Source organism: Rhodothermales bacterium, from assembly GCA_040221055.1.
Lineage (GTDB): Bacteria > Bacteroidota > Rhodothermia > Rhodothermales > UBA10348 > 1-14-0-65-60-17.
This window is the reverse complement of record JAVJVN010000014.1, coordinates 226,029-245,605: the sequence shown is the minus strand read 5'-3', so window position 1 is coordinate 245,605 and position 19,577 is coordinate 226,029. Positions and strand designations below refer to the sequence as shown.

The 19,577-nt window shown below is 62.1% G+C and carries 14 protein-coding genes; 9 read left to right on the top strand and 5 right to left on the bottom strand.

Features of this window, described 5'->3' with window-relative positions:
• Positions 1-63 precede the first annotated feature (63 nt).
• Positions 64-2,469 carry a choice-of-anchor B family protein gene (locus RIE53_08715; GenBank protein MEQ9104766.1) on the bottom strand — a complete coding sequence of 802 codons (2,406 nt, stop codon included), beginning with the start codon at positions 2,467-2,469 and terminating at the stop codon, positions 64-66.
• 115 nt (positions 2,470-2,584) lie between these two features.
• Between RIE53_08715 and RIE53_08710 the strand changes: the two genes are divergently transcribed.
• Together RIE53_08710 and RIE53_08705 are read left to right on the top strand one after the other, a co-directional pair.
• Positions 2,585-4,138, top strand: coding sequence for an AbgT family transporter (locus RIE53_08710; protein ID MEQ9104765.1), 1,554 nt, complete (start codon positions 2,585-2,587; stop codon positions 4,136-4,138).
• Between the two features lie 121 nt (positions 4,139-4,259).
• The gene (locus tag RIE53_08705) at positions 4,260-4,760 is read left to right on the top strand and encodes a plastocyanin/azurin family copper-binding protein (GenBank protein ID MEQ9104764.1); all 501 of its coding nucleotides are present in this window, start codon (positions 4,260-4,262) and stop codon (positions 4,758-4,760) included.
• 103 nt (positions 4,761-4,863) lie between these two features.
• On the opposite strand, the gene RIE53_08700 is transcribed toward RIE53_08705, so the two are convergent.
• The gene (locus RIE53_08700; GenBank protein MEQ9104763.1) at positions 4,864-5,412 is read right to left on the bottom strand and encodes an HmuY family protein; all 549 of its coding nucleotides are present in this window, start codon (positions 5,410-5,412) and stop codon (positions 4,864-4,866) included.
• 216 nt (positions 5,413-5,628) lie between these two features.
• Here RIE53_08700 and RIE53_08695 point away from each other — a divergent pair, with 216 nt between their 5' ends.
• The 3 genes from RIE53_08695 to RIE53_08685 all read left to right on the top strand — a co-directional run bounded on the left by RIE53_08695 (position 5,629) and on the right by RIE53_08685 (position 11,131).
• Positions 5,629-7,008 carry an efflux RND transporter periplasmic adaptor subunit gene (locus RIE53_08695; protein ID MEQ9104762.1) on the top strand — a complete coding sequence of 460 codons (1,380 nt, stop codon included), beginning with the start codon at positions 5,629-5,631 and terminating at the stop codon, positions 7,006-7,008.
• A 26-nt stretch (positions 7,009-7,034) separates the two neighbouring features.
• Positions 7,035-10,154, top strand: a complete 3,120-nt coding sequence (locus RIE53_08690) for an efflux RND transporter permease subunit (GenBank protein ID MEQ9104761.1) — start codon at positions 7,035-7,037, stop codon at positions 10,152-10,154.
• A gap of 77 nt (positions 10,155-10,231) precedes the next feature.
• The gene (locus tag RIE53_08685) at positions 10,232-11,131 is read left to right on the top strand and encodes a prolyl oligopeptidase family serine peptidase (GenBank protein ID MEQ9104760.1); all 900 of its coding nucleotides are present in this window, start codon (positions 10,232-10,234) and stop codon (positions 11,129-11,131) included.
• On the opposite strand, the gene RIE53_08680 is transcribed toward RIE53_08685, so the two are convergent.
• Both RIE53_08680 and RIE53_08675 read right to left on the bottom strand, forming a co-directional pair.
• Positions 11,128-13,434: a DPP IV N-terminal domain-containing protein gene (locus RIE53_08680; GenBank protein ID MEQ9104759.1), complete on the bottom strand. Its 2,307-nt coding sequence runs from the start codon at positions 13,432-13,434 to the stop codon at positions 11,128-11,130. The two genes, RIE53_08685 and RIE53_08680, sit on opposite strands and share 4 nt — an antisense overlap.
• A gap of 139 nt (positions 13,435-13,573) precedes the next feature.
• Positions 13,574-13,879, bottom strand: coding sequence for an RNA-binding protein (locus RIE53_08675; GenBank protein ID MEQ9104758.1), 306 nt, complete (start codon positions 13,877-13,879; stop codon positions 13,574-13,576).
• A gap of 308 nt (positions 13,880-14,187) precedes the next feature.
• Here RIE53_08675 and RIE53_08670 point away from each other — a divergent pair, with 308 nt between their 5' ends.
• Positions 14,188-15,663 carry a carboxypeptidase gene (locus tag RIE53_08670; GenBank protein ID MEQ9104757.1) on the top strand — a complete coding sequence of 492 codons (1,476 nt, stop codon included), beginning with the start codon at positions 14,188-14,190 and terminating at the stop codon, positions 15,661-15,663.
• Here RIE53_08670 and RIE53_08665 read toward each other — a convergent pair.
• Positions 15,617-16,900 (bottom strand): sterol desaturase family protein, encoded by a 1,284-nt coding sequence (locus tag RIE53_08665; GenBank protein ID MEQ9104756.1) that lies wholly within the window; start codon positions 16,898-16,900, stop codon positions 15,617-15,619. The two genes, RIE53_08670 and RIE53_08665, sit on opposite strands and share 47 nt — an antisense overlap.
• Before the next feature lie 23 nt (positions 16,901-16,923).
• On the opposite strand from RIE53_08665, the gene RIE53_08660 reads away from it, so the two are divergent.
• The 3 genes from RIE53_08660 to RIE53_08650 are packed head-to-tail and all read left to right on the top strand — an operon-like array spanning position 16,924 to position 19,540.
• Positions 16,924-18,417, top strand: coding sequence for an aminotransferase class V-fold PLP-dependent enzyme (locus RIE53_08660; GenBank protein MEQ9104755.1), 1,494 nt, complete (start codon positions 16,924-16,926; stop codon positions 18,415-18,417).
• A 21-nt stretch (positions 18,418-18,438) separates the two neighbouring features.
• Positions 18,439-19,287 carry an inositol monophosphatase family protein gene (locus tag RIE53_08655; GenBank protein MEQ9104754.1) on the top strand — a complete coding sequence of 283 codons (849 nt, stop codon included), beginning with the start codon at positions 18,439-18,441 and terminating at the stop codon, positions 19,285-19,287.
• A 10-nt stretch (positions 19,288-19,297) separates the two neighbouring features.
• Positions 19,298-19,540: a hypothetical protein gene (locus RIE53_08650; GenBank protein ID MEQ9104753.1), complete on the top strand. Its 243-nt coding sequence runs from the start codon at positions 19,298-19,300 to the stop codon at positions 19,538-19,540.
• The last annotated feature ends 37 nt before the right edge of the window (positions 19,541-19,577 follow it).

Here is a 19,577-nt window from a genome sequence, read left to right as displayed (position 1 = left end):
TGCCGGGCCAGAGCGTCAGGTTGCCGGGTTCAATCAGGGCGTGTTCACACTACGCCCTGGCTCCTACAGATCCTGCTCCTGTTTGCGCAGCAGGAACAGGCCCTCGCCGCGGCTCGTGACGGGCAACACGCCACTCTCGAAATACGGAAACACACTCCACGCGCCGCCGAAGCCAGCCTCGTTCTCGCCGAAAGGGACGGTGTCGAAGTGTCCGACCGTAATCGGGTTCAGCGGGTCTGATATGTCCAGGATCCGCAGGCCGGCCTGGTAATTGGCCTGATACATCAGATTCCCGCGGACATACAGATTGTGATCACTCGCATTGTTGTCGGCGGTGTATTCACCCACCAGCAGCGGATCGTCCAGGTCCTGCATGTCCCAGATGAGCGTACGCGTGCCGGAAACGAGGTTGTTCAACTCGTCGAGCTCATCATTCATGTAGAAATACCGGTGGTCTTCCGTAAGCCACCCCTGGTGCGTGTAGGCCGTCAGGGGATACGTGGCCCGCGCTACGGTGACCGGATTCGCCTTGTCGGTCACGTCCGCCACGATGAACGATGATCCATTGGAGTTGAGGCAGATTTCACGGCCCTGATACTCCGCATCGGGTCCGTGATAGTTCACACACTGCGAATCGTGCGTGCCGCCCGCCTCCGGGTGTGAATAGCACCCGGCGAACACGGGGTTGGCTGGATCGCGAAGGTCCAGCATGTGCAGCTGCCCGTTACAGGTTTCACCGCCCGAACCGTTCCCGACGGCGAATCCGAAACCGGACTCCTCGTTGATCACGAAGTTGTGCGTGCTGGCCACGCCACCGTACCAGTTCGTCTGCATGAACGTAACCGGCATGTCGGCCGGATCCACATCACGGAGTTGCCGCAGGTCAAAAATCTGGACACCGTGGTGACGCGCGCCATCGGCGACCACATATGCATGGTCCCTGTACACTTTCACGTCGCGCCAGCCGCTTCCGGGAGACGTGGCTGTCTTGGGCAATTCGCCCACGTAGACCGGATTCGACGGATTGCTGATGTCGATGAAGGAAATGCCCTCCGTACGACCGGCGAGCACCCACTCCTTACCGGTCTCCTGATCGGTCCATCCCCAGATGTCGGTCATGCCGACGCCCCGGTTGGATGACACGTCCGAAATGGGCAGGAAGGCGACCAGGTCCACCCCCTCGCATCCGAAAGTACCGGCCTTGCCATCCTCACACTTCACCTCGCCTCCGGTGATCGCATCCAGATACGACACGTCGCTGGTCAGGATGCCGGCGTCCATCCAGCGCCCGGAGGCCGCGCTCCGCTCATAGGCCGAGGCCACACCGGCCTCGAAATCCGCACCCGGTGAACCTATGGCCAGCACATCGCCGTGGATGGCCAAGCCGGTACCGAAGCTCGGCGTACGGCGCTCGTCGGGTGCCGTGATCAGCGAGAACCGGGGTTCGGCCGCGAACGGAGACACCAGGACGGCACCTGTGGACGTGCTCACCGCCACATCGGTCCGCGAGACGGCAAGACCCGATCCGAATCCGAACATGCGGACGCCCTCCATGTCGGGCGCCGCGGCACGGGCCATTTCCACCCAGCCATTGTAACCGTCGAATACGACCAGGGCTCCCGTGCGGTCCAGCATGGGGGCGCCCACCACGACATGGTCCAGATGCATGCCCAGACTGCTGCCCAATCCTGCAGGACCGTCAACGCCCTCCAGCACCATGCGCGCCAGGGGCTCGGCGGCTCCCGAGGCCACGTCAATGCGGAACGCGTGCACGGCGCCTTTACGCTCGTCCTCACCGGGCGCACCGATCACGAGGTGGGCACCATGTGCGGCAATGGCAAATGCGAACCGGTCGGCCTCACCCCCGTCCACATCCAGACGGGCCGTCTCATGCCAACCATCTCCCTGGTGAACAAACACGTGGACCGCTCCGGAATTGACCGTCGCATCATAGGCCGTAACGGCAATGAACCCGTCGCCGATGGCAATATTCTGACGCCGGGCACCACCACGGGCGTAGGCACCACCGAATTCCGCATCGCCTTCCAGGATCGAGGGCGTCAAGCGTCCCTCCACGGTCCAGGAGCCGTCAGAAGCACGGGCGTAGACATACGCGGTCGCCAGACCCGGTGCACCGACCACCAGGCGATCTCCCTGGAGCGCGATGGTGCGGCCGAAATCATCGCCGATGGATGCCTCGGGGGCCGTCATGCGCGCTGCCTCGGTCCATGCGCCTTCAGAAAGCACAAACTGGTACACCTCGCCGGCGGGCTCGTCACCACGGGGCCAGCCCACGGGCGCCGAACCGGCGAAAATCTCATGCTCTCCGGCGGCCAACGCACCGCCAAAACCAAGGCCGGTCATGTACTCCGCGGACGAGCCCGGAAAGGTCTGGGCCATGGCCGTCGGGGCGGCCGGAACGGCCAGGAAAAGAAAAAGGGCGGTGAACGCCCGAAATGTGGATATCATGATCTTCGGTCAGGTTGATGGGTTGCCGGATGGAACATACTCCATTGTGAAATTCCGGTTCGCATCCATCGAACCGATTCCGTAGGTTTGGCGATCGTCACAATCCCCTGCTGCCATGTCCAACAACGCGTCCGCCAAACAGAACGGGTGGGTGAACCGAAGTCTCGGTCACATCGAAACGATCGGCAACAAGTTGCCCGATCCGGCCATGCTGTTCCTGATTTCCCTGTTCGTGGTCTGGGTCCTTTCGGCCTTGCTCGCGCCCATATCCTTCAGTGAAATCGACCCCCGTTCCGGTGAGCCTCTGAGTGTCATCAACCTGCTCACGGGTTCGGCCTTGGCTACGTTCCTGTCCCAGATGGTGACCATTTTCACCAGTTTCGCTCCACTGGGCGTCGTGCTGGTGGCCATGCTCGGCGTCGGCGTGGCAGACGAGGCCGGGTATTTCAATACCAGCATCAAGTTGATGCTTCGGGTCACCCCCGACGCCTTGCTGACTCCGGCCGTCATCCTGGTCGGACTCATCAGCCACAGCGCCATCGATGCCGGCTATGTGCTGGTCATTCCGCTTGGTGGCATCATCTTCCATGCAGCCGGTCGCCATCCGCTCGCGGGCATTGCAGCCGCCTTCGCGGGCGTATCGGGTGGATTCAGTGCCAATCCCATTCCCGGCGCACTCGATCCCCTGTTGCAGGGCTTTACCCAACCGGCAGCGCAGCTCATTGACCCCGACATGTTGGTCAATCCGCTGAACAACTACTTCTTTACGGCCATCTCCAGTATTCCCGTGGTGCTCATGGGCTGGTTCGTGACCGATCGGATCATTGAGCCGCGGCTGAACCGGAATACCCCGGTCGACACCGATGCCGAGGGCTCGGGTGACATGGACACCATTGGTCCGCGCGAGCGCAGGGCCTTCTTCGCCGGCACCGCCACGCTGCTGGCCGGCGTGGCCCTGTTGGTCCTTGTGCTCATTCCCGAGAGTTCTCCCATGCGGGATGCGACGGGCTCGCTGAATTCGTTCTCCGCGCCCATCATGCAGTCCATCGTGCCCCTCATCTTCCTGCTGTTCCTGCTTCCGGGTGTCGTTTACGGATACGTCGCCGGCGTTTTCACCAAGGCAAAGGACATGGTGGATGCCATGACCAAGGCCATGCACGGCATGTCCTACTACATTGTCATGGCCTTCTTCTGTTCATTGTTCGTGTATGCGTTCGGCGCATCGAACATCGGGGCGCTGCTCGCACTCAAGGGCGCTTCCCTGTTGCAAGCCCTCGCCCTCCCCGGATCCGTCACCATGATCGGCATCATCTTCCTGGCCGGCTTTGTAAACCTGTTCGTGGGTTCGGCATCGGCCAAGTGGGCGCTCCTCGCCCCCATTTTCGTTCCCATGCTCATGCAGGTGGGCATCTCTCCGGACCTTACGCAGGCCGCCTACCGGATTGGAGATTCGTCCACGAACATCATCACGCCGCTCTTGCCGTACTTCCCGTTGGTCGTGGTGTATTGCCAGCGGTATGTGAAACGGACGGGTATCGGCACCCTCACGTCCATGATGCTGCCCTATACCATCGTTTTCCTGGTGCTTTGGACGGCCTTCCTGCTGTTGTACTGGACACTGGGTATCCCGCTCGGGTTCGGGGCTTCCTATACCTATCCGCCGATGTAGGGCCTGTCGACACGTGAGTGTGAACCATTCCCGAATTCGCCCGAACAGGCAATCAGGGAGGATCTGTCCCTCGGATTTCCGGTAGGACCGGTGTTGTCCCATCCTACCAAAACCCACTATCATGAAATTGTTTTCTACCCCGACAACGCTCTTTTTTGCGCTGTTCCTGTCTGTCGCCCTCATCGGTTGCGGTGGCGAATCCGCCGAAACGGCTGAAGAGCAGGCTCCGGCCATGGAAGAAGCGGCGTCTGACGCCATTGTCATTGAAGCCAACGACCAGCTGCAGTTCAGTGTAACCGAGTTCACGGTTGCGGCGGGCGAAGAAGTCACGGTCACGCTGCAGAACGTCGGCTCGCTGCCGAAAGAAACGTTCGGCCATAACCTGGTATTCCTGAACGCGGGTGTCGACCTGGTCGAATACGCCACCGGTGCCATGGCCAATGCCGACAACGAGTACCTTCCAATGGACATGAGCCAGACCCTGGCACACACGGCCCTCCTGGGCCCGGGCGAGGAAGACACCATCACGTTCATGGCTCCGAGCGAGCCGGGACGTTATGAGTTCCTTTGCACGTTCCCCGGTCACTATGGCACCATGCGCGGTGTCATGATCGTCGAATAAGCCTCAACAGGCTGATGTAAAAAAGGGGGCGTCCGTGAGGACGCCCCCTTTTTTTATGCTTGACGCGTGAGCAGGCTGGTTCCGGACGAACCAGCCATGCCCGTCAGTCCTTCGCTGCCTCGAACTGCCGCGAACCTTCCGGGGCCAGTTCGAACCGGAACGACCAGTGGCGCGGGACCGGCTGCGGTCCCGCGGCCGTGAACTCCTGGCGGTAGTAGTCCGTCACACGCAGTTTGGCATAGCGACCGTTCTTCAGTTTCAGCACGAACGTCCGGTTCTCGACCGGCGTAATGATGTGTGTGGTCGGATCGTAATTGAACCACCCCTTCCCGCTGCCGCCGGGAATGGCCGTCTGTTCAGGCGTATCGGAGACGTAACCGTCAGCGGGGGCTTCGGTGACTTCAGCAAATGCCGAATCGACCATGACAACACCCCCGTTCACACGCAACTCCGTGCCTTTCATGGAGATGTCCCATCCGCCGAACTCAGCTTGAGTCGCCGAAACCGGCGTATTGGATTCCAATGAATAGAAGACCGGCGTATCGCCGGAGGCGTCGACGAACGATGCCGTCCGGACGGCGGAAGCCGGTTGGGCCTGGACCGGCACCACGAATGATACGGCCAGGAGACAAGCTGCGATGAAAGGTTTCATGATGCGCTGCATGACTGGTGGAATGTGAGTTTCGGATATGATCATCCGTTTGCAAACCGTTCAACGATCGGGATGTACCCTCTGAGGCGTCAACTTCCCCGATTCTTTACGATAAACGTCGTCATTTCGATGGAATGGACAGAACCGTCCGGGCGTCTAACACTTACAGAATCATTCAAAGTTCTGATCTGAACGTTTCTACCTGCCAAATTCGACATGTCCCCACGTTTTGTTTTTACCGCGGCCGCTGTTTTCCTGCTTTTTTCCGGCTGCGGCTCTGAAAGCCCTTCGGGGGGCGGACCCATGGGTCGGTTCGGTGCACCGACCACTCCGGCCGTGGAAGTCATCCAGGCGCGCGTAGGCTCCCTCCCGCTGGAGCAGCGCCTGTCCGGTATTGTTCGCGCGGTCAACCAGGTCATGATCTACCCCGAAATTTCGGCGCCGGTGGAACGAGTGGCCGTCCGGAACGGCGACACCGTCCAGGCCGGCGATGCGTTGGTCTACTTGCGCGACCAGCAGTTCCAGGATCAGCTTCGGCAGGCCGAAGCTCAGCTCCAGTTGAATGAAGCCGACGCCGAGCGCACACAGGCGGCCCTCAACGAGGCCGAAGCCCGGTTTGCACGCGCCGAGGAACTGTTCAAGAAAGAATTGCAGAGCCAGCAACAATTCGACGCGGCCATGACCGACGTCGCGTCGGCCCGCGCGGCGCACCTGCAAGCACTCGCCCGCATTGCACAGGCGGAATCCACGGTGCGGGAACGCCAGGAGGCACTCCGCAGAACGATCGTCCGGGCACCCTTTTCCGGCATGGTCGGTCAGCGGAATGTGGATGCCGGGCAACGCGTGGACACCAACACACCGCTCTTCATGATCGGTGATTTCGACGAAGTCCGGGTGGAGGTCTCCATTACCGACGGAATGATGTCACGCATTGAACGCGGGCAGACGGCCCTGATTTCCATTGATGGCCGCCCGGATACGCTCATCACCGCGCGCATGTCCCGGATTTCGCCGTTCCTGGAGGCGGGTAGTTTCAGCGCATCGGCTGAAATCGACGTACCGAATCCCGGACGTGTCCTGCGACCGGGCATGTTCGTTGCCGTGGACGTCCTGTATGGCGAATCGCAACAGGCGACCCTCGTCCCGGAAAGCGCCCTCTTCGAGCACCCGACGTCCGGGCTCATGGGCGTCTTTGTAGCGCCCTCCCTTGCCCAGGAAACGCCCATTGAAGAGCCGGATGAATTCGATCCGTCAAATCCACCACCCCTCACGGAGGCGACGCCGGTGCAGTTCCGGCCGGTGAATGTCATGGCGCGCGGGCGCGGCGTTGCCGGTGTCACGGGCATAGTCATGGGCGACTGGGTCGTCACGGTCGGTCAGGACATGTTGGCCAGCCGCACCGGGGATGTGTCGGCACGCGCACGGCCCGTGCCGTGGCAGCGCGTGGCCAGCCTGCAGGCACTCCAGGACCAGGACCTTCTCCTGCAGTTCATGGAAAAGCAGCAGCGATTGGCCGACAGCGTCCGATCCTCGGGATCCACGACGGATGCAGCTTCAGCACCGTCTTCCGCAGCAGCGGCCGCCACAGCAGAGTAATACCACCAGCGTAACCGGGAGCGCCCATGTCCTCATTGACCGACCTCTCTGTCCGCCGTCCGGTAGCGACGGCCATGTTCTACCTGATCATCATCACCATCGGGATGGCAGGATTCAGGTATCTGCCGGTCGACCTGTTGCCTCCCATTGAGTTGTCTCGGCTGACCATCTTCGCGAACTACCCGAATGTCGGACCCGAAGAGATCGAACAAATCGTCACGGACCCCATTGAGAACGCCGTAGCCGGCATCCCCAACGTGGAGCGGGTCACGTCCCGTTCGTCGGAAGGCAATTCGCGCGTGACCCTGGAGTTTGTCCAGGGGACCAACACCGACGAGGCGGCCAACGACGTCCGCTCTGCCCTCGACCGGATCCGGAGCGGCTTGCCCCCCGAAGTGCAGGCGCCCGGCATCTGGAAATTCGATCCCAACAACATCTCCGTGGTCACGCTGGCCGTGGAGTCCACATTCCCTCTCGACGAAGCCACCCGCAAGATTGAACGGGAGTTCGCCCAGCGATTCGAACAGATTCCGGGCGTCGGCACTATCGAACTCCGCGGTGGCATCGAACGGGAAATCCGGATTGAACTGGAGCGGGACAAGCTCCAGGCCGCCGGCCTCACCCCGCAGGATGTCCAGTCGGCCCTCTCGGCCGAAAACGTGAAGCTGCCCGGGGGCAACGTGAAGGAAGGAGTGAAAGACCTGTACGTCCGTTCTTCCGGCGAATTCGAATCGGTCGAGCAGATTGCGAATACCGTCATTCGGTACGTCGGTGACAAGCCGGTTCGGGTCCAGGATGTGGCCACTGTCGTGGACGGCTTTTCCGACATCGACCGGATGTCGGAACTGAACGGCATCCCCGTCCTGCGTCTCGATATCCAGAAGCAGAGCGGTGCCAACACGGTCGAGGTCGCGGACAACGTCATGCGGGAAGTGGAGCGCATTCACGCCGAGCAGACCGAAATGACGTTCCACGTCATCAGCGACCAGAGCACGTTCATCCGGCAGAGCATCTCGAACGTGCAGTCATCCGCGCTATGGGGCGGCCTGCTGGCCATTTTCGTGCTGTACATCTTTCTGCGGAACGGCTCCTCCACGTTCATCATTGCGCTGGCCATACCGATATCGGTGATCGCGACCTTCGGCTTGATGTTCTTCGGCGGCATGACCCTCAATCAGATGACCTTCGGTGGACTGGCGCTCGGCATTGGATTAATGGTGGACAATGCCATCGTGGTCCTGGAAAACATTGTCCGACACCGGGAAGAAAAGAAGGCCTCGCTCATGGAAGCCGCGCGTACCGGTTCCAGGGAGGTCGTGGGCGCCATCATCGCCTCCACGCTGACCACCTGTGTCATCTTCGTCCCGCTGGTGTTCATGCGCTCCACGACGGGTGACATGTTCCAGGCACTCGCCATCGTCGTGGTGTTTGCGTTGGCCGCATCGCTCCTGGTGGCCATCACGCTGGTACCGGTCCTGGCGTCCCGTTTTCTCACGGCCGGGGACGAGAAGCACCAGAAGAAATCGGCGTTCCAGCGATTCTTTACCCGGTTGGAATCCAGTTACTCGTCGTCCCTCAAGACCGCCGTCAACCGCCGTTGGATCGTCTTCGGGACCGCCGTCGTCCTGGTCGTGGGCTCCGTCCTGGCACTCCCCCTCATCCCGGTTGAACTCGCACCACCCACCGAGGCGGACGAGATCGAGATCAGCATGGACATGGCCGAGGGCACCAATATCGCGGTCGTCAAGACGTACCTGGACGAGTTGAAGACCCGCGTCCTGCCCCTGCTCCCCATGGATCAGATCGAAGATGTAGCGACGGAGGTGCGCTGGGGCAACGCTTCCATCGAAGTCAACCTGAAGCCGGCCGGCGAACGGACCATCGATCCTTCCGCACTGGCCGACCAACTCCGGGGGCAACTGGAGGGCACCCTGCCCGGCGTCTCACTTCGGGTGAATGCCCAGGGCGGACTCTGGATCTTGCGGCGTCTGTTCAGCTCAGGCGGAGGGACCGAGGCGGTGGAAGTTGAAATCCGGGGCTATGATCTCAAGGTTGCCGATGCCCTGGCTCGCGAAATCCGCGACCGGTTGGAAGCCATTCCGGGCGTGGCCGACGCTCGTCTGAGCCGCCGTGAAGGCCGTCCTGAAGAGAACCTGGTCTTCGATCGGGAGAAGATTGCCAACCTCGGCCTGACCATCCAGCAGGTCGGACGGGCCGTTCAGACCAGTCTGGGCGGCAGTCGGGCCGGACAGTTCCGGGTGGACGGCGAGGAATTTCCCATCATGGTGCGCCTGCGGCCCGAAGACCGGCTCAGCCTGCAGGACCTGGACAACATCTCGGTCCGCGCCGGCAACGGGGAGACCATTCCCGTCTCCACGCTCATCCGGAATGACCGATCCCGAGCCCCCACCACCATCCAGCGGGTATCCGGCCAGCGCGTCACCTACGTGAATGCCAACCTGGAAGACGGTGTGCCCCTGGGAGACGTCGTGGAGCTTGTCCAATCCAATCTTGCACAGATGACCTTCCCGCGCGGGTATTCCGCGTCCATCGGGGGGGAATATGAAGAACAGCAACGGGCCCAACGCGACTTCCTGCTGACCATCATACTGGCGCTCGTACTCATCTACATGGTCATGGCCGGCCAGTTCGAACGGTTCCTGGATCCGCTCATCGTGATGTTCTCCGTTCCGGTGGCCATCGTGGGCGTGGTCCCGACGCTGCTCCTGACCGGTACGAGCCTGAACATGCAGAGCATCATGGGGGTCGTCATGTTGGTCGGCATCGTGGTGAACAATGCCATTGTGCTCGTGGACTATATCAACCTGCTGCGCCGCGAGCAAGGCATGGATGTGATGGACGCCGTGGTGGAGGCTGGCCGTTTGCGGTTGCGCCCCATCCTGATGACCACGCTGACCACCATCCTGGGACTGCTTCCGCTCGCCCTGGGCTTCGGGGCTGGTGCGGAAATCCAGGCCTCGCTGGCCCGCGTTGTGATTGGCGGCTTGACGGCATCGACGCTCGTAACGCTCGTCCTTATTCCCTCGGTGTACGTCTCCACACACGGCATGCTCGACCGCGTACGTGACTGGCGGGATGCGCGTCGCGGTGCCCTCCAGGAACGTCCGGTAACGGCGACGGGTTGATGGCCGGGCTACGATACACCGTCGGCGTGTTGGCCCTGTTCCTGGCCTCCTGCACGCCGTCGTCCTCGGCCCCACCCATGCCTGAACAAGCCGCTCCGCCCGAACCCGCCCTCGTGCGCGTGCCGTACACGAGCACGGCCACCGGTGGCGATACCCGCGAATTCCTGCTGTACCTGCCATCGGGACACACGGACGGTACGCAGCAATGGCCTGTCATCCTTTTCCTCCACGGCAACGGGGAGCGGGGGAACGGTCGCGAAGACCTGGGACATGCCATTGTCCACGGACCCCTCATGGAGGCGTGGAAACGCAAGCGGGATTTGCCGTTCATCATGATCGCCCCGCAACTGCCGCAGTTCGACCAACCCGCGTACAATCCGGACAGGACGGCGCCGGACCTCTCACGCCCGGACGGACCGCCCGCACCGCGACCACCCCATGGACGACAGGCCAATCCCGAGTTCAAGGCGGCTACGCCCCTGGTCCGCGACAATGCGGCATCGTTCCCGTCCGGCTCCCATGAGCGCTATGGCGACTACCCCGAGAACGGCCTCCTGCCTCAGGGCTGGGAATTGGTGGCCGAGGATGTCATGGCCATGGTGGATTCCGTGCTGGCACGCTGGAACGGAGACCCCGACCGGGTCTACGTCACGGGCCTGAGTTACGGGGGATTCAGTGCGTTGCACTACGCGGCCCGCTTTCCCGACCGGTGGGCGGCCATCGCACCCATCGTAGGCACCGGGAATCCGGCCGATGCCCCGCGACTGGCCCAGGCCGGCACCCCCATCTGGATGTTCGGCGGGGGTGCAGACACCGCCATCAAGCCCCACTGGCTGTACACGATGGCCGCGGCGCTGGAGGACGCCGGCCATCCGGACATCCGGCTGACCATCCACGAGGACATGGGCCACGACGCATGGAAACGCGTATACGCGGGCCAGGACCTGTACGACTGGATGCTCTCCAACCGGCGCTAGTCCCGCTGACCGAAGGAAAACTCCTTTGGAGGCTCGGCGCCCATGAGGTGCTCGACGAAGTAGTCCCAACGGCGACGCATCATGTAGGGCTCGTTGCCGAATCCGTGTCGGCGGTTCGGAAACATGATGAGGTCGAAATCCTTGTTCGCATCAATCAGCGCATTCACCACCAGGAGCGTATTGTTCGGCGGCACATTGCCGTCCAGCGTGCCGTGCGCCAACAACAGCTTGCCCTTGAGCTTGTGCGCCTTCATGTGGTTGGCCTGCGAGTCGTAGTTCGTCGAGCCATCTTCGTACGTTTCGAGCAGGCCATGCCACTTTTCCCCCCAGTCGTCCTCGTACGTGGCATTGTCGTGGTTACCTGCCTGGGAGACGGCCACCTTGTAGAAATCGGGATAGTCCAGGATGGCCGCCGTCGAGGCGAATCCACCGCCGGAGTGGCCCCAGATCCCGACGCGGTCCAGATCGATGTACGGATGCGCAGCCGCCATCTGCCGGATGGCCGCGATCTGATCCGGAATACCGTTGTCGCCCATGTCGCCGTAGTAGGCCTCATGGAAGGACTGCGACCGCATGGGCGTGCCCATGGCATCGACTTCAATCACTATGAAGCCCAGTTCCGCAATGGCCTGCTTGTCGCCGCGAGCGGCCGAGAATGATCGCGAACCGACGCTGCCGCTCTGCGGCCCCGGGTAGACGTAGTTCAGAACGGGGTATTTCTTCGCGGGGTCCAGGTGCGTCGGCGTATACATGAGCCCGTAGATATCCGTTTCGCCGTCGCGGGCCTTGGCCTGGATACGGGTGGGGGGCTGCCAACCGGCCGCCAGGAGCGCCGAAATGTCGGCCGATTCCAATTCGATCACGGCCCGGCCATCCGCCGAGCGGAGGATGGACACGGGGGGCTCAACAGGCGTGGACCACGTATCCACGAAGTAGTCCCTTCCGGGAGACCATTGGATGCTGTGGTTGCCGACGGACGGGGTCAACAGGACGAGATCCCCCGTCCGCATGTCCACGCGGTACAGGTACTGGTAATACGGATCGGACCCATCGCGTCCCGCGCCCGTGAACACGATGTGGTTGTCCTCGACCGTGTCCACGGCCAGGACGTTCCAGTCCCCCTCCGTGAGCGGCTTGATGAGCGATCCGGTCTGCAGGTCGTACAGGTACAGGTGTCCCCAATCCGAACGCCGGGAATACCAGATGACCTGGTTGCGATCCGGATGCACCGACCAGTTGATGTTCCGGTAGCCTGACTCGAAGAACGTGTCGACCGTTTCATCCAGGATGTCACGCACGGCACCCGTGTGGATGTCGGCCTCACGGAGGGCTGCACGCTTGTGATCGCGCGAGCTCGATACGAAGAACAGCCGCTCGGAATCGTCGGACCACTGTATGTCGGCCCATCCGCCACCGTAGGCTACGTGGTCCGTGATCGTGGATCGGTGCGCATCCGGTGGCATATCCAATGTGACCACCTTCCGGTCCTCCACGTGCAGGACCACGCGCTCAATCATGAAAATATGGTCGTCCCCAGGGAACGGATAACGCCAGGCCTCCAGTTCCGGAGCACCCACCTGCGTATTCACCATGTACATCATGCTGACCTGGCGGCCGTCGTGCCGGAACGCGGCGATTTTCTTCGAGTCCGGAGACCATTCCAGGACCGGTCGGTCGCTCTTGGTCCAGCCCGCATTGTTGGTACCATAGCCGTAATCTTCGGCGCCGTCCGTGGTGAGCGGGAATTCCTCGCCGGACGATGTCACACGCACCCACAGATTGTTGTCCCGGATGAAGGCTTCCATGGTACCATCGGGCGACGCCACGTCCGGACTGCGGAAGAACCGGCCGCCGCCGTTGGCCCCGGATCCGTCGCCATCCTCGGAACGCGTACACGTGTAAGACGACATCGAGCAGATGACCGTCTGACGTCCCGCCTGGAACGTGGCTTGCCCGGTCGCAAAGTCAAGCGATCCGGATGGAAGGGCCTCCATCTGGCCGCCGCCCGATATTGCATTCACTGATGACACCATTCGGCGGTGGTCGAAGGCCGGGCCCCGGGACGGTGCGGATGGATCCACCACGACGAATTCGTTCCCGCCGGGGACCGAGACGCTGTACCAGAAGCGACCATCTTCCATCCATTCGGGGGAGACATCGGCCCGGTGGACCAACGGACTCATATAGCGCGAAAGGAATCCTTCGGCGCGGGCATAATCCTCGGCCGTCAGTGACTGAGCGGTGACAGGAACGGTCAACGTGAGGCCGATCAGGATCAGGATGAATGCGGGAACGTGCTTCATGGTTGGCGCGGCATGGTGAACGGGAAATGGGAAGGTACAACCAGCATGCAAATTCAGCATGGACGTGCCGTCAGGGCATAAGAAAAGGGGCGAGCCTTTCGGCCCGCCCCTTTTCCGTCAGTCGGAGTGCGACGTCAGACTACCAGCGGTTTCCACCGCCGCCACCACCACCGCCACGACGGTCGTTCTCACGACGCGGGGGACGGTCATTGGCTTCGTTGACGCGCAGTGGGCGACCATCAATCTCGTGTCCATTGAGTCCGTTGGTGGCATCGTCGGCAGCAGCGCCGTCGGCCATTTCAACGAATCCAAATCCACGGGAACGGCCCGTGTCGCGGTCCAGGATGACTTTGGCCGAGGCCACAGGTCCATAGGAAGCGAACATTTCTTCGAGCTGTTGGTCATCAACACCCCAGGGCAGGTTGCCCACAAAAAGCTTTTTCATATCGGTCATTCGAGCCTGAAAGGCTCAGTTTTATCTAACAGGGTTACCGATTCCGGATCTACACCTTACATGGACTGGATTCGGAACGTACCTGGGTCAGACAAACCAACTTCAGAGCGCAGCGAGCCGCAGAGTGCGGGGCGGAGATATGGAATCAAGAAGCAATATACGTCATCACCCCGCCCATGATGCAAGTATACCCCGAAATACCCTACTTTTCGTGCAGTCTCCTTCCCGGGGCGCTGCAATCGGACCTTCGTAATTGCGCCGTATTTGAATTGAATTTGCCACCGCACCCACGTCTTTCCATGCGACTTTTCATCGTTCTTCTGCTCGCCGTCATCGCCCTTCCCGTGGCCACGCACGCCCAGTCCACGCATGTACCGGTGGATACGGCCATCGTGTCCCAGCACCGGGCCACCATCAACGGGCAGACGTTTGCCTACACCCGTGAATTCGGGTTCCAGCCGGTGTACGGAGATGAAGGACAGCCGATCGCCGCGCTCCAGTACACGTATTACACCCGCAACGGGATCGAGGACACGGCTGTCCGCCCGTTGGTGATTTCGTTCAATGGGGGGCCGGGCTCCGCTTCGTTGTGGATGCACATCGGGTACACCGGCCCCCAACAGCTGGTCATCGATGACGAGGGCTTCCCCGTCCGTCCCTACGGCGTCCGGAACAATCCGTCCTCCATCCTTGATGCGGCGGATATCGTGTTCGTGAACCCGGTGAATACGGGGCTCAGCCGGGCGCTGCCGGGCGTGGACGACAAGCAGTTTTTCGGTGTGAACGAGGATATCGAGTACCTCGCCGAATGGATAAACACCTTCGTCAACCGGAAAGAGCGCTGGCCCTCCCCCAAGTTCCTGATCGGCGAATCGTATGGCACGACCCGCGTGTCGGGCCTCGCGAACCGGTTGCAGAACAGCCACTGGATGTACCTGAACGGCGTCATCCTCGTGTCTCCGACGGGGCTGGGGGTGGAGCGGAGCGGCCCGGTCAGCGATGCACTGTATCTCCCCTATTTCACGGCGACCGCCTGGTACCACGGGCAGTTGCCCCCGGACCTGCAGCAGCAGGACCTGGACGAACTGCTCCCCGTCGTGGAAGCCTATACCCTGGACACCGTCCTTCCCGCCCTGGCACGCGGAGGTTCACTGCCGGAATCGGAGCGCCGGGAGCTGGCGGCCGAAATGGCGCGCTGGTCCGGGCTTTCGGCCGACGTCCTCCTGGAGCACAACCTGCGCGTATCCACCTCGTTCTTCTGGAAGGAGCTCATGCGTGACGAAGGCCTGACGGTTGGCCGTCTGGACTCCCGATACCGTGGAAAGGACGCCGTGGATGCAGGCGAACGGTACGATTTCGATCCCGCCCTGACCGCGTGGAATCACGCGTTCGCACCGGCCATCAACCACTACATCCATACGGAAATCGGGTTCAAGACCGACCTGCGATACAACCTGTTCGGCCCCGTCTCGCCATGGAACCGGAGCAGTGACCGTACCGGGGAGAACCTGCGCCAGGCCATGGCCCAGAATCCCTGGCTGCACGTCCTGGTGCAATCGGGCTACTATGACGGCGGCACGGACTACTTCAATGCCAAGTACACCATGTGGAATCTGGACGAGCGCGGCCGCTTCCAGGACCGCATGCAATTCATCGGGTATCGCAGCGGCCACATGATGTACCTGCGCGCCGAGGACCTGGTAACCTCCAACGAGGACATCCGCGTCTTCATGCGCCAGGCGCTGGACGCCGCCTCTGTTCCGGCCCGGTACTGACGGACGTCGGGGCAACGCGTCCGGAGTGGACCAGGCGAACGAACCAGATCAGGCTTACCACGCTGAACGTCGCAGCCACGGCTGTCCACGCCCAGTGGCCGGGTACCAGACCCTGCTTCTGCAGCCACCACATCCCGACAGGAAGGCACAGGAGACGAACGATCTCGGCCGCCCGGACCGCCCATTGGCGCGCATCGAACAGCAGCCCGATGACGAGTGTGGAAGCGGCAATCCAGACGGCGTACGTACCCTTCAGGAGCGCATCCATTTCCGTGAACCGGAACAGGTAGAACGCGACGGGAATCATGAGTACCGCGAATTGCGTCAACAGGTAGACGTTCGCGCGCAGGTCGGCCACGCTTGACGCATATTTCCGGTAGTCCGGCGGCACGTCAGACGGCGCTTCGTATCCCCCCAGGTAGTCCGGACGCCATCCCGGACGGTGGAACAACGTACGCACGGCATCCCCGAAGGAGCGCGTCTGCCGGACGGTCCGGAACAGGTCGATGTAGTGGGCCACATTGGCGTACAACGGGTTCCAGGACGCCAGCGGCTTCGTTATCCCGTACGTCGGTCGCTGCTGTTCCTGCTGGAAGGTGCCGAACATCCGATCCCAGACAATGAATACCCCGGCGTAATTCTTGTCAATGTACTCAGGATTCCTGCCGTGATGCACCCGATGATGCGAAGGCGTATTCATGACCCACTCCAGCGGCCCCAGGCGGTCAATGTGCTCCGTGTGGATCCAGAACTGGTACAGCAGATTGAAGCCGCCCACCAGCAGGAACTGGGTCGGCGAGAATCCCATGAGCGCCAGCGGCAAATAGAACGGCATGCTCCATATGAATGCCGTGGAGCTTTGACGCAGCGCCACGGACAGATTGAAGTCCTCCGATTGATGATGCACCACATGCCCTCCCCAGAACAGGCTCACCTCGTGGGCCATCCGGTGGCTCCAGTAGTAGCAGAGGTCCCACAGGACGAACAGGACGACGAATGACACCCACGTGGGCGGAATCTCAAGAAACCGGAATTGCTCGTACACAATGGTGTAGATCCCGACCTTGATGACATAGGTGAACGTACCGGTCAACTGGTCGAGCGCGCCCAGGTTGATGTTGGTCACCGCATCGCTGAGACGATACGTCTTCCGTCTGGAAATGGACTCGAAGACCAATTCCAGACCCATCAGCGTGAAATAGACCGGAATTGCCAGGATGACGGGGTTCAGGTTCACTCGGGTGCCGTTATTTTGGTGGCATGAATGATTCGAAAAACCAGGCCGGGGACACAAACCTCGACCTTGAAACGATCCGCGCGCTTGAACGGGCCGCCCGCCGGCTCGATCCCGGACCCGAAAACCGCCACTCGGATGCCGATCAGGTAGTGGCCCACGCCGTGCGATTCCTGGACGATGCCCGGACCGCCCCCGCCTACCGAAGAAGCGAAGACGTCGCACGCGGCCTGCTGGACACGCCACTGTCGGAAGACGGCATTGGCCTGGATCGGGCACTCGGACTGCTGCATGATTTCGTGGATACCGAGGGGCTGTCGACCACGTCAGGCCGGTTCGGGGGCTACATTCCCGGCGGCGGGCTCTTCCACGCGGCCCTTGGAGACTTCCTGGCCGCCATCACCAACAAATATGCGGGTGTGTTCTTCGCCAGCCCGGGCGCCGTCCGGATGGAGAACCTGTTGGTTCGGTGGATGGCTGATCTGGTGGGATTCCCGGCGGAGGCCGCAGGCTACCTTGCCGCCGGGGGCAGTGGGGCCAATCTGACGGCCGTGGTGACGGCGCGGGACGCCATGCGCATTGAAGGCCGGGCGGTGCCCCGCGTCGTCCTCTACGCTACCGAACACACCCATCATTGCGTGGACAAGGCCCTGCACATTGCCGGGCTGAACCGCGTGACGGTCCGCCGCGTTGCCGTGGACGACGGGCACCGCATGCGCCCGGAGGCGCTCCAGGCGGCCATCCGGTCGGACTCTGACCAGGGACTTGTGCCCTGGATGGTCATTGCATCGGCCGGGACCACGAACACGGGTTCGATCGATCCGCTCCATGCGATCGGCGACATTGCCGGGGCAGAATCGCTCTGGTTCCACGTGGATGCGGCCTACGGCGGATTCTTCCTGCTCACCGAATACGGACAGGAACGCCTTCGTGGAATAGAAATGGCCGATTCCGTGGTCATGGATCCCCACAAGACCCTGTTCCTGCCCTATGGCATTGGCGCGCTGCTGGTCCGGGATGGCCGGAAACTCCATGCATCCCACGCGGCCGGTGCCGACTACATGCAGGACACCCGGACCGGAGAAAATCCTGACGCTTTCGATCTCGACCCGTTCGGTACCGCATCGCCGGCCGAACTCTCTCCGGAGCTGACCAAGCACTTCCGCGGGCTGCGCATGTGGCTGCCCCTCCAGGTCCTCGGTGTGGCCCCGTTCCGGGCCGCCCTCGAGGAGAAACTGTTGCTGGCGCGCTACTTCCGGAAGGCCCTGTTGGAACGCGGCGTGTTCGAGGTCGGCCCGGAACCCGACCTGTCGGTGGTTACCTTCCGGCTGCCCGGATCCGACGACCGGAACAGGCGGCTGGTGGCGGACCTGCATGCCGACGGGCGTATCTTCCTGAGTTCCACCGTTCTGGACGGTCGGTTCACACTCCGGATGGCCGCCGTTTGTCATCGCACCCACCAGGCTGATATCAATACGATGGTCGACGTGTTGCATGAATGCGCGGCCCGCCTCGACTGAACACTCCCCACCCCCACTCCAATGCTCGAATTTGCCCTTGAACTCGCCCTGCGGGCCGAAAAGGAAATCCTGTCCCGATTCCGCAACGTGGATGTGCTGCTGAAACCCGATGGAACGGTGGTCACCGAGGCGGACCGGGCCGCCGAGCGGCTCATGCGGGAAATCATTGGCCTGGAATTCCCCGACGACGGCATTCTGGGCGAGGAGTACGGCGAATCATTTGGGCAAACCAGCGTGCACACTCCCACAGACGCGGGCCAAACAGGTTCAACCGAAGACCCGCGCCCCAGCCCCGGACGCCGCTGGATACTGGACCCGATTGACGGCACGGCCGCCTTCACGCTCGGCCTGCCGACCTTCGGGACGTTGATTGCACTGGAGGAAGACGGTGAACCGATTGTCGGCGTCATCCACTTTCCCGGTACCGGAGAGACCGTCTACGCCGCGACCGGCATGGGCTGTTGGTACCGGACAAATGACGGGCATGCGACGCAGGTCCACTGCGACGCATCGGTCAACACCGTGGAGGACGCCTACCTCTCGGCGACGGGGGTGTACGACACGCTCATTGACCCGCGCCGCGCGTCGCATCCCATTGACCTCGGGGCGGCCATCCGCCGCGCCGGCCGATTCCGCTTCGTGGGGGATTGTACGCAGCACGCCCTCGTGGCCCGTGGATTCCTGCACGGCGCCATCGATCCCGAAATGCATCCGTGGGACAATGCGGCCATCATCCCCTGCATCCGTGAAGCAGGGGGAGCCGTGTCGACTGCTCTCGGGCAGCGAACGGACCTCATCCACGCGCCCTCCCTCGTATCGGCGGCCTCGGAGCCGCTGCTTGCAGCCATCCTGGCCGTCTTGAATCCCTGAACCTGAACCCATGAACCTGCTCGCTGACGTCCTCGGCCTCCTGGGCGTTGCCCTCATCCTGATAGCCTACGCCGCCATCCAATTCAAGCGCATGGAGGCCTCGAATCGACTATATTCGCTGCTGAACCTCGCTGGCGCCCTGCTCATCCTGGTATCGCTGACGGTCGATTTCAACCTGTCGGCGATCGTGATGGAAACGGCATGGGCCGCCATCAGCCTGTACGGTCTCTTCCGCCGACGGGAAGAGCCCTGACGACGGATTGGGACAACGCCGGGACGAGACCTGAACC

Coding starts and splice junctions, on each gene's coding strand:
- RIE53_08695 (MEQ9104762.1), top strand. CDS start 5,629: ATGTCCCCACGTTTTGTTTTTACCGCGGCCGCTGTTTTCCTGCTTTTT.
- RIE53_08650 (MEQ9104753.1), top strand. CDS start 19,298: ATGAACCTGCTCGCTGACGTCCTCGGCCTCCTGGGCGTTGCCCTCATC.
- RIE53_08670 (MEQ9104757.1), top strand. CDS start 14,188: ATGCGACTTTTCATCGTTCTTCTGCTCGCCGTCATCGCCCTTCCCGTG.
- RIE53_08685 (MEQ9104760.1), top strand. CDS start 10,232: ATGCCTGAACAAGCCGCTCCGCCCGAACCCGCCCTCGTGCGCGTGCCG.
- RIE53_08710 (MEQ9104765.1), top strand. CDS start 2,585: ATGTCCAACAACGCGTCCGCCAAACAGAACGGGTGGGTGAACCGAAGT.
- RIE53_08675 (MEQ9104758.1), bottom strand. CDS start 13,879: ATGAAAAAGCTTTTTGTGGGCAACCTGCCCTGGGGTGTTGATGACCAA.
- RIE53_08715 (MEQ9104766.1), bottom strand. CDS start 2,469: ATGATATCCACATTTCGGGCGTTCACCGCCCTTTTTCTTTTCCTGGCC.
- RIE53_08680 (MEQ9104759.1), bottom strand. CDS start 13,434: ATGAAGCACGTTCCCGCATTCATCCTGATCCTGATCGGCCTCACGTTG.
- RIE53_08700 (MEQ9104763.1), bottom strand. CDS start 5,412: ATGAAACCTTTCATCGCAGCTTGTCTCCTGGCCGTATCATTCGTGGTG.
- RIE53_08690 (MEQ9104761.1), top strand. CDS start 7,035: ATGTCCTCATTGACCGACCTCTCTGTCCGCCGTCCGGTAGCGACGGCC.
- RIE53_08655 (MEQ9104754.1), top strand. CDS start 18,439: ATGCTCGAATTTGCCCTTGAACTCGCCCTGCGGGCCGAAAAGGAAATC.
- RIE53_08660 (MEQ9104755.1), top strand. CDS start 16,924: ATGAATGATTCGAAAAACCAGGCCGGGGACACAAACCTCGACCTTGAA.
- RIE53_08705 (MEQ9104764.1), top strand. CDS start 4,260: ATGAAATTGTTTTCTACCCCGACAACGCTCTTTTTTGCGCTGTTCCTG.